Below are 15,896 nucleotides of genomic sequence, written 5' to 3'. Positions count from 1 at the left end.
AAACGATAGAAGGCTCCGTAAATGGAGCCTTCTTATTTCAACTAGAGAGCGAGAAGATTTTACAATCCATCGACATCTTTGTAAAGTTTTGTGATGGTTTCAATTTCTTCACTCACATTTTTATCTTCCAAAATTTCTGCGAGCCACGATTCAACTAAGATGAGACTTGTCGCACTGCACGCCTGAAGACCATATGAATACGGTCGTAATCCATTGGTATGCGTAAAATTGATATCATAGAGAAAATTATTAGTTGTGTTTCCCGTATTGATGGTTCGGTAGCTGGAATCAATTTGAATTCCTGATAAATTCATTTCCATATCTGAATCTACTTGTACAAGTTCAATTTTATCTGAATTTTTTGCCTTCTCAGAACACATTTCTGGATCCGCACACTTTGCCGTCGCTGCACGTACTACACCTTGTTTCACCAAAGACTGAAAAGGATAATCCTGAAGTTCCATTTTTTTCTCACCACCGCAGTTTACGAATAATTTATACTCAATTTCCTCCGAATTACCGTTTAGAGGGTCAAGAGATATTTTGGTGCAATTTCCACTGAAGGCATCTTCGGGGAAGTTAACAAATCCCGATTTTAATTCAATACAGTCAGCATCATATAATGCGAGAAGAATTTCTGCCGACTGCAATGGTAACGCCGCAATTACATTCATCAGAAAAGACATAATTTCTGTGTGAAAAAATAAGTGATCTTCCGCGGGCAACAGTTCTGCGTGATAATTTAAACTGTACATTAAATCATCTAAAGTTTCCATCCAGTAAATGGGAATTTTATGCTCAATCGAATTTCTTGCGGTAATCATTTCCTTTTTCATCCCTTCAAAGGAATCAATATATTCATGCTTCTCCGCCATTAATGTTACCAAATCTTTAAAACTGAAATTTGGTTCACTCAATTGATCTACCACATGCGTTAATCGGTCTTTACGAAAAGCTTCAATTAAAGCCGGTCTACATAACTGGTCAAAATAAGTTTCTATCCGCAAAAAACCTTCATCATCAATTAATTCCAACAATTGTTTTCGATTGAAATGCCGATATATTTCTCTGATAGGTTCTTTCTGCTCATATTGTAAATGTGGCAACCAGCCTTCGGCCGAATGTAAAACAATCTTGAAATCAGGATTTGCGTCGTGCTTCTTAAAGGTTAATTTGTTATTTATTCTCCTAAATTCCCCATGTCGGTGCGATAAAGAAGTTACAACATCAAATGCACTTAAAGACGCTCCCAAAGTTCCTATTGGGAAATTATAACCATCTTTTTTACTCGGAATTAATTTATGAATCGGCCAAGGAGACGCGTAATATCCGGCTTCAGGCTTGTCTTCATCTTTCCATTCATGACCGTTTGCAATCACTACAGTTGAAAAACTATAATTTTCACCATTGCAATCGCTAAGGTTTAGGTCTTCTTCTTCAGCTTTTGACAAATCAGAAACTTCACAATTCACTTTTTGAATAACCGCAATTCCAGCAGATTCCAAAAATCTAATAATCAGCTTAAATTGTTCTTCGAAATAATGGCCTAACGAAACCCGGCTGTAGACCTCAGAATCATCAATGGGTAAATTGGTAATATTAAGTTTTTTCAATAATTCTGCGTCTTGCCTGCGTAACCAATCTCCAAATGATTCTTGAAGCAATGGGATTTCTTCAGAGGAAATATTAGCTAAATTATAAATGTCGGTTGTTACAGGGTGATAAGGCATTCCCATTCCAAAAATTTCTTCTTTTTCGAAAATGGTTATTGATTTTATTTGAGATTTTAAAACATCAATATTTTCTGAGAAATATTTGAGTAAAAAAAGGGCAGTCGGCCCGCTGCCGATTATGGCAATATTTGATAAATCAGTTTTCGCAATTGTATCTTTAGTCATCAGTTTATAGGTATATTAAAGTGCAGAACATCGTCTTGAAATAAAGCACGAATTCATTTCAGAGATAAAGATAATTGAAATTTGAATATCTTTAAATATCGACCACCAATATTAATTATAAAAAAAGCTTCCCATATTTGAGAAGCTTTTGAAAATTTATAAAAGTGCCTTGTATTATTCTCTATCGAAACGCGCTAATTTCTTTTCAACCCATATTGTAGCGAAAGGAAAAAAAGCAGCAAGAATTGCAAACACGGTATCTTCATCATCCCAATTGTAAATTTTTCGGGCTTCGATTAACAAAATTAAATACAAGGTGAAAAATAAACCATGAATATTACCGACAATTATTATAAAAATAGTCGGCAAAAGGCCATCTGGATTATACCGTCTCCAAACCATTGCGATACAATACAAGAGAAAACAGGAAATTGCCTCGGCAACGCAAATTTGTTTAAACCATTTTATCAGCTGTTCACGGCTGTATTTGGCGAAAAAATTCTCAATAAAATTCATAGGAAATAGCAGTTATTAGCTTGAAGATGCAAACTTAAGAAATTAAAACATCAACCTCGTAATAAACGTTTATCTGTAAAAATTACTTCCATCTAAATATTCGAATACTTCTGGTGGAAGCATGGGTCTAACATTTTTACCATCTTTGAGCATCTTTCTAATTTCTGTCGCGGAAAGTTCAATAATCGGTGCTTGAATGAGTGAAATATTACCATTTAAAAATTTAGGTTGTTCGTCAGCTGAATCTTCTGAAAGCCGAGGATACACAATAATTTGATAATTTTTAATTAAAACTTCTGCATTTTTCCATTTTGGTAAACCTTTTAAATTGTCTTCACCCATTATTAGCGCAAAATTATAATCGGGATGCTTTTCCTTCAAATAAGTGAGCGTATCTATTGTATAACTAGGAACTGGTAAAGAAAATTCGACATTGGAAGCACGCATTTTCGGATAATTCTTCACCGCTAACTGCACCATATCTAAACGATTATGATCCTGCAAAAGAGACTTTTTATCTTTAAAGGGATTTTGTGGACTGACAATAAACCACAATTCATCCATATCTGTATTTTCAAGAATGTAATTGGCCAAAATTAAATGACCAATATGAATTGGATTAAAGCTGCCAAAAAATAAACCGATTTTCTTCATAGATTAAAAATGATCAAGTGCCAAACGAGTGTGATTCCAATTAAAAAAGTTAATTTTATAAAGATAAAAAATTATCATCAACTGTATACTAAAGCATCGTAAATTCAGTTCAACAGACAAATATCCTTCTTGAAAATCATCTTGCATTTTATATTCTTTTTTTCTTGTATTATTCTTCATGCGCAAGCAAAAGAGTATTGGCTAATCGACGTTCAAAATGAGAAGAAAATTATGGTGAAAGATTCTGCGGAAGCTGCTAAATTTCTGGATTCTTTGACTCAAAATAATTTCTACTTCACCACCATTAAAAAGGTTAATAAAGAAGATGATATTACTAAAATTTATTTCGATAAAGGGAAGAATTATAATGAAGCTTTTGTAACGCTTTCAGATGAAATTGCAAAAGACTTCAAATTTGAAAGACGCTTTTTCACAAAAAATTTAGACTCCTTAAAAAAAGAAATAAGTAATTATTACAGGAAACAGGGCTTTGTATTTAATCGTGTACAATCTAATTTCAAAGGGATGAAAGTTGACCATCCGATTGTAGAACTTTCGATACTAAAAAATGCACAGCGAAAAATTGATGGAATTTTGTTAAAAGGTTATGAAAATGTTCCTTCCAGATTTATCAAAAATTTAGAAAAAGAATATCGGGGGAAAACTTATGAAGAAAATACAATTTCAAACTTAAATAATTCCCTTCAAAATCATCCATTTTTTATTCTTGAAAAACCACCACAAACTTTATTTACTAAAGACTCTACGCAAATTTATCTTTTTTTGCAGAAAAAAAAATCAAATACGTTCGACGGGGTGATTGGTTTTGGAAATGATAAATCAGAAAAATTTACTTTTAATGGAAGTTTGAATTTAAACTTTAGAAATATGTTTAATGGTTTTGAAACCATCAATATTTTTTGGCAAAGAAATCCAGATAAAGGACAAACTTTTGACTTACAAACCGATATTCCGTATTTGTTTAAATCAAACATTGGAGCAGATTTTAAGGTTAATATATTTCGTCAGGATTCAACTTACGCAAATGTAAAACTGAATCCAGCTTTTTATCTACATCTAAGAAACAATCAGAAAATCGGTGTTCGCGGCACTTTTGAAACGTCTACAATTATTGATTCTACGTACGTTCAAGGCAGAGATTACAATAAAAAAGGAATTGGTATGTGGTATAATTTCACAGAACCTACGAACATTGAATTGTTTTTGTATAAAACGCGTCTTCGTTTTGAAGCAGATTATTTTACCGCAAATTACGCTGAAGATGATGTACTGTCTTCACAAACACACTTTTTTTTCTCGGGCGAGCGAAACTTTCAGTTATCAGGAAACCACTATTTAAATATTGCCGCTGAAACAGCACTTCTCACTTCTAAAAATACTTTTGCAGTAAACGAATTATTACGATTTGGAGGTTGGAACTCATTTCGTGGTTTTAATGAAAAGTCTCTTTTCGCTGATATGTATTATTTCGGTACGGGGGAATACCGATATTTGGTGGGGAATCAGGCATTTTTTGATGTATTCGCTCAGTACGGTCAATTTCGGAACAGCAATCTATCAGTAAAACCGAAAATCTACAGTTTCGGACTAGGATTTAATTTTTTCCTACCTATCGGATTAATGAGTTTCCAGATCTCGAACGGTAATGAATTCGGTAATCCTATAAAATTAGGTGACACTAAAATTCACTGGGGAATTCTGAGCAGGTTTTAATTATAGCAGGTTCATTTTAGAGTAATATAATTTTATGTTCTACTTTAACAACTGTACAGATATGTACCAATATCAAAGCGTTTCGGGCACTAAACTACTTTAGAAATGTTAAACATTCAGCAATAAGAACTTTTTCTCTGAGGTAAAAGAACGTCAGATACTGATTTAAGATCCAGAATTAACGTTCATTACTAATGGATAACATCTAGTCAATTGCACTTAAAAATGGGAGATTATACGGGTATTTTTAGGGTCATTCCTCATAAAACATTACTATTATAGAGGAGTAACTTTGACGGAGAAAAATACAGTCATGAAACCCAATTCTATATTAATATATTCCATTGTATTGTTTCTTATTAGCGGTTGCAAGAATTCCACCAATAACCTAAAATTTAATGGAGACCTTACTGACACAGAATGGAAAAGATTTTCAAACATTCCAAATGAAAGAAACATCATCTTAGATGTATCGAATGATCAGTTTAAGATTTGCAATGAGCGTAAGATAGATAATCCAATAACAGATGAATCCAGAAAAGATACTATCGTGAATATAAAATGGCATATTAACTTATGGTATCTTCAAGATAAAAGCTTGTCCATATGTTGTACACGAAACTAAGTAATTAAGTCATCTAGTGCTATTCGACTGCTGTATCTTTTTTGCATAGAATATTTTAGTTTAAAAATTAAACCAGTAATGAGCAATTAGCTTTCGCTTCTTACAAAACCTCTCCAGCTGTCCGCTGTATCTTTTTTGCTTACAATATTACAGTTTAAAATAAAACCACTGATAAGCAAAAAAGGATGTCGCTACCATCCGGGCCTATAATTTCTGGCAATCATTTTTACCAAGAAAAATATTTGTACTTGTTTTCTATCGCAATATCGAGTATTCTAATTCGCGAATCAACTATTATCTCTCATCTTTATACTTGGGTCTTAAGTTTTGACTCTCGATTCTAGACTCTTGAATCTTTAATCTTGATTCTTGGATCTTGAATCTTGGCATTTCTCTCAAATTATTGGTCACAAAAAAGCCTCATACAAATAAATGTATGAGGCTTTTAAAAAAGACTGGCGGCGACCTACTCTCCCGCGTTAGCAGTACCATCGGCGCTAGAGGGCTTAACTTCTGTGTTCGGAATGGGAACAGGTGAGCCCCTCTGCTAAAACCACCCTAAAGGCTGTTTTGTACAAAAGGATGTACAGTATATTATTATTTATAAGACTCAAGATGATAGAGCCAAGAGTCAAGACTTTAAATATCTTGGTTCTTGAATCTTGTTTCTTGATTCTGTATAAAAAATCGATAAAAACGTTCACAAAGAGACAACCGTAGTTGCACTATCGAGTACCTTAATTAGGCAATAAATCTACGGGTAATTAGTACTACTCGGCTATGACATTACTGCCTTTACACCTATAGCCTATCAACGTTGTCATCTCCAACGACCCTTAAAAGATGTCTCATCTTGAGGCAGGTTTCGCACTTATATGCTTTCAGTGCTTATCCTTTCCAAACGTAGCTACTCAGCGGTGCTCCTGGCGGAACAACTGATACACCAGAGGTTTGTTCAAATCGGTCCTCTCGTACTAGATTCAAGCCCTCTCAAACATCTAACGCCCGCAATAGATAGAGACCGAACTGTCTCACGACGTTCTGAACCCAGCTCGCGTGCCACTTTAATGGGCGAACAGCCCAACCCTTGGGACCTTCTCCAGCCCCAGGATGTGACGAGCCGACATCGAGGTGCCGAACCTCCCCGTCGATATGAGCTCTTGGGGGAGACTAGCCTGTTATCCCCGGAGTACCTTTTATCCTATGAGCGATGGCCCTTCCATACGGAACCACCGGATCACTATGTCCTGCTTTCGCACCTGATCGACTTGTAGGTCTCACAGTCAAGCACCCTTATGCCATTACACTCTACGCACGGTTACCAAGCGTGCTGAGGGTACCTTTGAAAGCCTCCGTTACTCTTTTGGAGGCGACCACCCCAGTCAAACTACCCACCACGCACTGTTCTTCCGTTAGGAAGTTAGGCTCCAAATAAACAAAGGGTGGTATTTCAACGTTGACTCCACCGACACTAGCGTGCCAGCTTCAAAGTCTCCCACCTATCCTACACATTGTTTATTCAAAGTCAATACGAAGTTATAGTAAAGGTTCACAGGGTCTTTTCGTCCCATTGCGGGTACTCGGCATCTTCACCGAGACTACAATTTCACAGAGCTCATGGTTGAGACAGTGCCCAGATCGTTACACCATTCGTGCAGGTCGGAACTTACCCGACAAGGAATTTCGCTACCTTAGGACCGTTATAGTTACGGCCGCCGTTTACTGGGGCTTCAGTTAATTGCTTCGCCTTGCGGCTAACAACCTTCCTTAACCTTCCAGCACCGGGCAGGTGTCAGACCCTATACATTATCTTTCGATTTAGCAGAGTCCTGTGTTTTTGATAAACAGTCGCCTGGGCCTCTTTTCTGAGGCCAGCATTGCTGCTGGCGTCCCTTCTTCCGAAGTTACGAGACTATTTTGCCTAGTTCCTTAACCATGATTCACTCTAGCACCTTAGGATTCTCTCCTCGACTACCTGTGTCGGTTTTGGTACGGGTTGCTTCACTTCGGCTTTTCTTGGAAGCACTTTCCCTACAACAACTTCGCCCGAAGGCTAGGTCTTGACTATTCCGTCAGTCTCCAGTAAGTACGGCACTCCGTCCCCTTTTTAGTGTGAGCAAGTTAGGGAATATTAACCCTATGTCCATCCACTTCCCCTTTCGGGTTCGCGTTAGGTCCCGACTAACCCTCAGCTGATTAGCATGGCTGAGGAAACCTTAGTCTTTCGGTGAGGGGGTTTCTCGCCCCCTTTATCGTTACTTATGCCTACATTTTCTTTTCTGTCCGCTCCACCAAATCTCACGATCTAGCTTCTGTGCAAACAGAATGCTCCCCTACCAGATATAATTCAAAAATTATAAATCCATAGCTTCGGTACTATACTTATGCCCGATTATTATCCATGCCGAACCGCTCGACTAGTGAGCTGTTACGCACTCTTTAAATGAATGGCTGCTTCCAAGCCAACATCCTAGCTGTCAATGCAGTTCAACCGCGTTATTTCAACTTAGTATAGATTTGGGGACCTTAGCTGTTGGTCCGGGTTCTTTCCCTCTCGGACATGGACCTTAGCACCCATGCCCTCACTGCTGCAGAACATTTATTAGCATTCGGAGTTTGTCAGGAATTGGTAGGTGATGAAACCCCCGCATCCAATCAGTAGCTCTACCTCTAATAAACTATATTGCAACGCTGCACCTAAATGCATTTCGGGGAGTACGAGCTATCTCCCAGTTTGATTGGCCTTTCACCCCTACCCACAAGTCATCCGAAGACTTTTCAACGTCAACCGGTTCGGTCCTCCACTTTGTGTTACCAAAGCTTCAACCTGCCCATGGGTAGATCACAAGGTTTCGCGTCTAATCCTACTAACTAAGCGCCCTATTCAGACTCGCTTTCGCTCCGCCTCCGTACCTGAAGTACTTAAGCTCGCTAGTAAAATTAACTCGTAGGCTCATTATGCAAAAGGCACGCCGTCACCCAACTTGTGGGCTCCGACCGCTTGTAGGCGTACGGTTTCAGGTTCTCTTTCACCCTTCTATTCGAAGTGCTTTTCACCTTTCCTTCACAGTACTTGTTCACTATCGGTCTTTCAGGAGTATTTAGCCTTGGAGGATGGTCCCCCCATATTCAGACAGGATTTCACGTGTCCCGCCCTACTCATTTATCATCTATGTATGCCTTTCAAATACCGGGCTATCACCGTCTTTGGCTGTTCTTTCCAGAACATTCTTCTAAACATATAAAGACTTTTGGGCTAATCCGCTTTCGCTCGCCACTACTTACGGAATCTCTTCGATTTCTTTTCCTCCGGGTACTTAGATGTTTCAGTTCTCCGGGTTTGCTCTCTAATAAATTAGAGTGACTGGTCTTCAACCAGCCGGGTTGCCCCATTCAGACATCTGCGGATCAATTCGTGTGTGCCGATCCCCGCAGCTTTTCGCAGCTTACCACGTCTTTCTTCGCCTCTGAAAGCCTAGGCATCCGCCATACGCCCTTAACGATTTCTTTCCTAATAATATATTAGTTCAGTTTTTTGTCTAACACCTAAGTGTTAAACTAGTTTTATTTAAACTCGGCACTCGAAAGTGCTCGGTTTTCTCTTTGTGATGTTCTTATCGTTAATGTCAATGATCTTATCTCTTCTTGCCCTTCTGATGAACAGATGTGTTTTTGGCTCCATCCGTAACTTTTAAATCAGTCGTTCAAAACTGTGAATAATATAGGTTCGATCCTATCTAAACTTCCTAATCTCTTAGTCCGTCCTGCCTCCTTTCGGCATCATTCTAATCTGTATCGTAAATATCTTCTATTCTTGCTTCTTTTCAGAAGCTTTTCGTCACATTGCTGTAACTTGTTCTCACTGTATCCTAAAATACATTGTACTTGGTACATCGTAATTGATACAATAATGTGGAGAATAAGGGAGTCGAACCCTTGACCTTCCCGATTTTAGTCGGGACGCTCACGCTCCTATCAGCGTAAATCCAGTTTTTATCTCATTGTATTGCTACAATTTGTGGAGAATAAGGGAGTCGAACCCTTGACCTCCTGCGTGCAAGGCAGGCGCTCTAGCCAACTGAGCTAATTCCCCGCTAGTATAGACTCTGAGATTCAAGATGCTAGAAACAAGATTTTAACGTCTTGACTCTTGGCTCTTTTATCTTCCCGTCTTGTTATTAGTAGTCTCGGGCAGGCTCGAACTGCCGACCTCTACATTATCAGTGTAGCGCTCTAACCAGCTGAGCTACGAGACTCTATTTAATTAATAACTATTAATTAATAATTGTTAATTATCTCTCTTCCCTGATTACTAATCCTAGTGGGTGTATGTTTTATAAATATCAACCAAATAAAGAAAAACTAAAGCTAACTTTGAGCAAGTGCTCTGGTACTTGCGTACCGTTTTGTTTGTTTATACTCTCCTAACGAAGAGTCTCAAAAATGAGATGTTCCAGCCGCACCTTCCGGTACGGCTACCTTGTTACGACTTAGCCCTAGTTACTTGTTTTACCCTAGGCAGCTCCTTTTACGGTCACCGACTTCAGGTACCCCAAACTTCCATGGCTTGACGGGCGGTGTGTACAAGGCCCGGGAACGTATTCACCGCGCCATGGCTGATGCGCGATTACTAGCGATTCCAGCTTCATAGAGTCGAGTTGCAGACTCCAATCCGAACTGAGACCGGCTTTCGAGATTTGCATCACATCGCTGTGTAGCTGCCCTCTGTACCGGCCATTGTATTACGTGTGTGGCCCAAGACGTAAGGGCCGTGATGATTTGACGTCATCCCCACCTTCCTCTCTACTTGCGTAGGCAGTCTCACTAGAGTCCTCAACTGAATGTTAGCAACTAGTGACAGGGGTTGCGCTCGTTGCAGGACTTAACCTAACACCTCACGGCACGAGCTGACGACAACCATGCAGCACCTTGAAAATTGCCCGAAGGAGAGTCTATTTCTAAACCTGTCAATTCCCATTTAAGTCTTGGTAAGGTTCCTCGCGTATCATCGAATTAAACCACATAATCCACCGCTTGTGCGGGCCCCCGTCAATTCCTTTGAGTTTCAATCTTGCGATCGTACTCCCCAGGTGGCTAACTTATCACTTTCGCTTGGTCTCTGAAGCTTGCGCCCCAAAAACGAGTTAGCATCGTTTACGGCGTGGACTACCAGGGTATCTAATCCTGTTCGCTCCCCACGCTTTCGTCCCTCAGCGTCAGTTAAATCATGGTAACCTGCCTTCGCAATTGGTGTTCTAAGTAATATCTATGCATTTCACCGCTACACTACTTATTCCAGCTACCTCTAATTTACTCAAGACCGACAGTATCAACGGCAGTTTCATAGTTAAGCTATGAGATTTCACCACTGACTTATCGGTCCGCCTACGGACCCTTTAAACCCAATAAATCCGGATAACGCTTGCACCCTCCGTATTACCGCGGCTGCTGGCACGGAGTTAGCCGGTGCTTATTCGTATAGTACCTTCAGCTTTCTACACGTAGAAAGGTTTATTCCTATACAAAAGAAGTTTACAATCCATAGGACCGTCATCCTTCACGCGGGATGGCTGGATCAGGCTCTCACCCATTGTCCAATATTCCTCACTGCTGCCTCCCGTAGGAGTCTGGTCCGTGTCTCAGTACCAGTGTGGGGGATCTCCCTCTCAGGACCCCTAAAGATCATTGACTTGGTGAGCCGTTACCTCACCAACTATCTAATCTTGCGCGTGCCCATCTCTATCCACCGGAGTTTTCAATATTAAATGATGCCATTCAATATATTATGGAGTATTAATCTTCCTTTCGAAAGGCTATTCTCCTGATAAAGGTAGGTTGCACACGTGTTACGCACCCGTACGCCGCTCTCTAGTTTCCGAAGAAACTATACCGCTCGGCTTGCATGTGTTAGGCCTCCCGCTAGCGTTCATCCTGAGCCAGGATCAAACTCTCCATTGTATGTTTGTCTGACTCACTCAAAGCTATTGACGCTCTAATTTTTCCTTACTTTTTTGGTTGTTATTTGTATGTCAATGATCTCTTTCTCTTCTCGCTTTATTTCCGAAAACTAATCTGTCATTGTTTCCGAATTGCGAGTGCAAAAGTATAAAGTTTATTTTAATTGACCAAATGTTTTTGGAGAAATTTTAAAAGTTTTTTTCCAACTCCCAAAATCTAATCCCTAACAATTCAATCTGCTCCTACTTCGCTCCCCGTCTCTCTCGATTTGGGATTGCAAAGATAAGAACCTTTTTTTAATTCACAAGCTTTTTTTGATATAAATTGTAAAACTTTCGTCCTAAATCAAAATCCTCAATTACCTGTCTCTCTACTTCGCTACTCTGTTTTAGAGTGGTGCAAATATACTAACACACTCTACATCTCGCAACTCTTTTTATAATTATTTTAAACATGTGTATAATTATACCCACTAACTTACTATCACACACCTATTTATTATCCAAATTAAGTTATTAACATTATCGCTTTACAACACCTTTCTAACTTTAAAACCTTAATCCAACCGTTAATCAAGTCTTTTTAACCTTTAAGTAATATTAAAATAAGCCGGAACTCTTCCTAAAGAAAGAATAGGACGGAGATTATGACCACCGTATAAACCTATTTGAGAAAACACCTTCAGTAATTATAAGTAAGTCGACGATATCAGGCACAAAAAAATCCCCTTCAATATGAAGAGGATTTATTAATATATAAGAGGAATTTATTTATTCAACTCATTATTTAACTTTACAGCATCTGTATAATTAGGATTTAACTGTACTGATTTGCTTACATAATCCTTCGCTTTAGCTTCATCAGTATCTTTTACCAAATAGGCAACAGCAAAGTATGCATAAGAAAGCGTTTCTTTATTTGCTTCCATATCTGCCGGTTTAACTTTGGTGATATATTTCTCATAAGCTACTTTAGCAAGTTCATTTTGTCCAGCTTGCTGGTAAGAATATCCTTGGCTATAATAAGCGGGTGCCCAATCTGGTAGCAATCCACTCATTTTTTGCCAAGAATGAATAGCTCCATTCCAGTTTTTAGCTTCCTGGTATGCGTTTGCTAATTTGAATAAAGCATCCGTATCCTGTGGTTTTGCAGCAACTTGTTTTTTAAGAGCTTCAATTTGTGGATTAGTTGTACCTGCATCAACAGAGGCCTGGTTCACTGCACCACCACCTTTAATTTTGATCAACTCTTCATCCCACTTCATGGTTTCATCCTTGGCAGCTTTCGCAATTGCTATTTTCTGCTGAGATTCTAATTTTAAAGCTGCTTTTTTGACCGCATCGGTTTCTTTTTCAGCCAAACCTGCCGCGATCAGTCCTTGCAATCCTTGGTCAGCTGTTAAAACACGAGACTTTTCAGCTTTCGACAAGAACATGTCCATACTTGTTTTTGCTGCAGCATAATCGCCATCAGCATAAAGAAGATATGCTCTCAATTTATATTTAATAGGATCTTCAACCTTGTCGAAGACTTTATCAAGATATATTTTTGAGTTTCCGTAATCCTCATTCGTGAAGAATAATTTAGAAATCTCTAATTGAGTATCGGGATCTTCATCGGCATATTTTGCATAATTGATCAAGTCTTGAGTTGCCAAGGCATTTTTCTGATATCGGATATCATAAGCAGCTTTTGCTTTATAAGCTGGTGCATAAGTTGCATCGGCAGCAATTGCTTTATCGATATTCTCTTTTGCAGATTGCCATTGTTGAGCTTGCATCCATAATGTACCAATTCTGGTAAATACAGAAGCTTTATTTCTCGCAGTAGGCAACGCTTTTTCGTATGCGGTCATTGCTGAACCCGCAACTTGTGGACTATTTGTCAATTTCAAACGGTAGGCATCACCCAAAGTATAATAGTAATGTGCGGGAGTACCGTTTTTCGCAGATCTTTCAACTGCTTTATTTAAATAATCGATCGCTAAATCAGCATTAGCTGCTCCACCAAACATTGTAATCGCTTCGGCAGCGCGGTATAGCACTTCAGCATCTTTTTCCCGAGAATCTTTCACGATACTCTGAATTTCGCCAATTGCAGACTTGTCACCTTTACCTAATTTAACCGAAGCTAGACCGATTTTGTTGAGATAACTTTTTTTATCAGCTGCAATTCCTTTATTAAAATTTTCCTGCGCTTTATCAAAATTTGGTTCAAACTGAGTTAAATAAGAGTTCCCTAAGTAAAAATAATTTTCAGCAGTCGCCGATTTTGCAACCATATCAGTAAACACCTGTCTTGCCTGCGCATATTTATGACTGTCTGCACTATTGATTCCTTCTTGCAATGTCTGGCCAAAAGCAAAATTAGTGAAAAAACCTACTGAAACTCCGAAAGCAATTTTCTTCGTTAAATTCATTATATCTTTCATTTTAAATTGTTTAATTGTTTTTATAAATAACTATGTACTGACTTCACTCCCAATTTTTATACCAAAAATTTATAATGACGGTCAGTAAGGATTTTTTAAGATTTTTTAACGCATTTGAACCTCTCTTCTGAAAAGGTAATACGGTTGCAAACCTTCTTTGGAAACTACAATCTGCCCAAGCTGCGTACAGGAAAATCGAATAAATCCATTTCCAAGTCCGAAGTACGGCTCATTGGTAAGAAAATACAATATTCTGCTGAACGGGTAAGATCTATTCGCTAAATTATCTAAAGTCGGTTCATAGGCTTTGTTGCCTTCGACAACTTTTAAAATCTTTACAGAATTTCTTAACGCTTCTGATTCGGGATCATAAGGTCGACTAAGTGTATTTAAACTTAAAGCCCCAATTTTATCAGGAAGGTTTACCAATTGTTCGGCGATATTTTTGTTCCCACTAATGATCGAATATTTTAATTGATCGGGAGTTGTTTTAAGTTTCTGAGCTACAAAGTTTAGATTACTAGAATTAGTCCCATCAAAAATAATTTTTTTCTGATCACTTTTTAAAAGTTCGTGCAATTCATTCACAGATATAGTCTCCCGCGGCGAATCTTTCGACACGATAAAAATGACAGCATCAGCAGCAAATCTTGCAGGTTGCAAATCAAGATCTATTTTATCTTTAAAGGCTTTCTTTTCTCTTTCATTGAGTTCACGCGACATTACAATTACACGAACTTTTCGTTCTAGCAAATCAAGAAAAGCCAAATCTTCTTTCTTAAAAACCAGTTTGATTTTTGTGTTCGGATATAAAGCCATGTATCTGCTCGTGAGTGCTTCGGAAACACTTCGAAAAGATTCATCCACTTCCAGCGTAACCGTTCCCTGCTGTGGAGTATCCACGACATGATCTGACTTTTTACACGATATCAAAAAAGTGAAAAAGCTTACTATTAAAATTAGTGTTTTACTCTTCATTTCGTTGCTGACGAATTCTGTAGATTGAGCGGGCAATTCTAAAAATACCGTATGCAATAAGCAAACCGCCCAAAGAATAGGCGATATTCGGATCTAAAAAAATTACGAAAAATTTATATATAATTACGAATATTCCTAACACGATGTAGAAGAATCCAGTAACTAATGATAACCAGTTAAAAATCATAGGTCACAAAACTACAAAAAAAATAAAAAAAGAGAAGCATTCACTTCTCTTTTCTATAATTTGATTAAAATTTTTACTCAAACTGCATCGTTAGCGGTAATCTGTAACGGTAACGTACCGATTTCCCGTTAATTTTTGCTGGCGACCATTTGTTCTTAATCGACTTCACAGTTCTTACTGCTTCAGCATTGAAATCCTTATTAGGACCATTTGCTTTAACATCAGTAATTGTTCCGTCTCTTTCAACAACAAATATGACTTCAGTTTTAACTGTACCTTCATCACCACTCATTACAGAAGTATCAAAATTGTTGGATACATTAGCTCTAAATTTATTAATACCTCCAGGGAATTCAGCTAACTGCTCAACTTCCGTGTAAACCTGAGTTTCTGAAATTTGTGGTTTCACCTCTACCGTTTGCACTTTACCAGTTGATGGCGGTGGCGGTGGCGGTGCATAAGCCGGAGCTTTTATACCTTCCTGTGCTACCACACCAGTAGTTGTCTTAAGCTGCTCACTAATCGGTGGCGGCGGAGTTTCTACCTTAGGCGCTTTTGTCGGTTCTGGAACCACGTTTTGAATAACTTCAATTTTTGGTTCTTCTTTCGGCGGCGGCGGTGGTGGCGGCGGTTCTTCTTCTTTCGGCGCTTCAATGATTAATTCTTCTTCGGGAAGAATATCAATCAAATTTGCATTTACCTCTTGTGTTTTAACTTCAGTCATTTGTTTAATTTTCATTATCACAAATGGAGTAATCGCTACAACACAGAATAAAATTGTTCCAAAGATGAAGGCCTTGGTGAGCATTGATCTATAATTTGTACGCAAATTATAGGCACCATATGCTTTATTTCTATTTTCAAATACAATCTCGTCTAACGAGTTGTAAGTGGTTTCATCTGCCATTATTCTCT

Annotated in this window: 7 protein-coding genes, 2 tRNA genes and 3 rRNA genes; 1 reads left to right on the top strand and 11 read right to left on the bottom strand. The window is 38.4% G+C overall.

Annotation, left to right across the window (positions count from 1 at the left end; genetic code table 11):
- Positions 1–59: 59 nt before the first annotated feature.
- The 3 genes from LC814_RS10325 to nadD all read right to left on the bottom strand — a co-directional run bounded on the left by LC814_RS10325 (position 60) and on the right by nadD (position 3,068).
- Positions 60–1,898, bottom strand: coding sequence for an FAD/NAD(P)-binding protein (locus LC814_RS10325; RefSeq protein ID WP_226063849.1), 1,839 nt, complete (start codon positions 1,896–1,898; stop codon positions 60–62).
- A 174-nt stretch (positions 1,899–2,072) separates the two neighbouring features.
- Positions 2,073–2,414 carry a DUF3817 domain-containing protein gene (locus LC814_RS10320; RefSeq protein ID WP_226063848.1) on the bottom strand — a complete coding sequence of 114 codons (342 nt, stop codon included), beginning with the start codon at positions 2,412–2,414 and terminating at the stop codon, positions 2,073–2,075.
- 69 nt (positions 2,415–2,483) lie between these two features.
- Positions 2,484–3,068 carry a nicotinate (nicotinamide) nucleotide adenylyltransferase gene (gene nadD, locus LC814_RS10315; protein WP_226063847.1) on the bottom strand — a complete coding sequence of 195 codons (585 nt, stop codon included), beginning with the start codon at positions 3,066–3,068 and terminating at the stop codon, positions 2,484–2,486.
- A 129-nt stretch (positions 3,069–3,197) separates the two neighbouring features.
- On the opposite strand from nadD, the gene LC814_RS10310 reads away from it, so the two are divergent.
- Positions 3,198–4,802, top strand: coding sequence for a BamA/TamA family outer membrane protein (locus LC814_RS10310; RefSeq protein WP_226063846.1), 1,605 nt, complete (start codon positions 3,198–3,200; stop codon positions 4,800–4,802).
- Positions 4,803–5,880: 1,078 nt separating this feature from the next.
- On the opposite strand, the gene rrf is transcribed toward LC814_RS10310, so the two are convergent.
- From rrf to LC814_RS10270, 8 genes are all read right to left on the bottom strand, one after another.
- Positions 5,881–5,988 (bottom strand): 5S ribosomal RNA (rrf, locus tag LC814_RS10305).
- 183 nt (positions 5,989–6,171) lie between these two features.
- Positions 6,172–8,937: ribosomal RNA gene (locus LC814_RS10300) — 23S ribosomal RNA — on the bottom strand.
- 509 nt (positions 8,938–9,446) lie between these two features.
- A tRNA-Ala gene (locus LC814_RS10295) sits at positions 9,447–9,520 on the bottom strand.
- Between the two features lie 89 nt (positions 9,521–9,609).
- Positions 9,610–9,683: transfer RNA gene (locus tag LC814_RS10290), tRNA-Ile, on the bottom strand.
- A gap of 185 nt (positions 9,684–9,868) precedes the next feature.
- Positions 9,869–11,385 (bottom strand): 16S ribosomal RNA (locus LC814_RS10285).
- The 16S, 23S and 5S rRNA genes sit together here with 2 tRNA genes alongside, the layout of an rRNA operon.
- A 766-nt stretch (positions 11,386–12,151) precedes the next feature.
- Positions 12,152–13,816 (bottom strand): tetratricopeptide repeat protein, encoded by a 1,665-nt coding sequence (locus LC814_RS10280; RefSeq protein ID WP_226063845.1) that lies wholly within the window; start codon positions 13,814–13,816, stop codon positions 12,152–12,154.
- Between the two features lie 105 nt (positions 13,817–13,921).
- Positions 13,922–14,794: a PstS family phosphate ABC transporter substrate-binding protein gene (locus LC814_RS10275; protein WP_226063844.1), complete on the bottom strand. Its 873-nt coding sequence runs from the start codon at positions 14,792–14,794 to the stop codon at positions 13,922–13,924.
- A gap of 260 nt (positions 14,795–15,054) precedes the next feature.
- Entirely contained in the window at positions 15,055–15,888 is an 834-nt protein-coding gene (locus LC814_RS10270) for an energy transducer TonB (protein ID WP_226063843.1), read from the bottom strand.
- Positions 15,889–15,896 lie beyond the last annotated feature (8 nt).

Source organism: Kaistella polysaccharea, assembly GCF_020410745.1.
Taxonomy (GTDB): Bacteria; Bacteroidota; Bacteroidia; order Flavobacteriales; family Weeksellaceae; genus Kaistella; species Kaistella polysaccharea.
This window is presented reverse-complemented; position numbering and strand designations above follow the sequence as displayed.

Excerpts from the sequence above, each read along its gene's own strand:
- LC814_RS10275 (WP_226063844.1), bottom strand. The coding sequence starts at position 14,794 with ATGAAGAGTAAAACACTAATTTTAATAGTAAGCTTTTTCACTTTTTTG.
- nadD (WP_226063847.1), bottom strand. The coding sequence starts at position 3,068 with ATGAAGAAAATCGGTTTATTTTTTGGCAGCTTTAATCCAATTCATATT.
- LC814_RS10280 (WP_226063845.1), bottom strand. The coding sequence starts at position 13,816 with ATGAAAGATATAATGAATTTAACGAAGAAAATTGCTTTCGGAGTTTCA.
- LC814_RS10320 (WP_226063848.1), bottom strand. The coding sequence starts at position 2,414 with ATGAATTTTATTGAGAATTTTTTCGCCAAATACAGCCGTGAACAGCTG.
- LC814_RS10325 (WP_226063849.1), bottom strand. The coding sequence starts at position 1,898 with ATGACTAAAGATACAATTGCGAAAACTGATTTATCAAATATTGCCATA.
- LC814_RS10270 (WP_226063843.1), bottom strand. The coding sequence starts at position 15,888 with ATGGCAGATGAAACCACTTACAACTCGTTAGACGAGATTGTATTTGAA.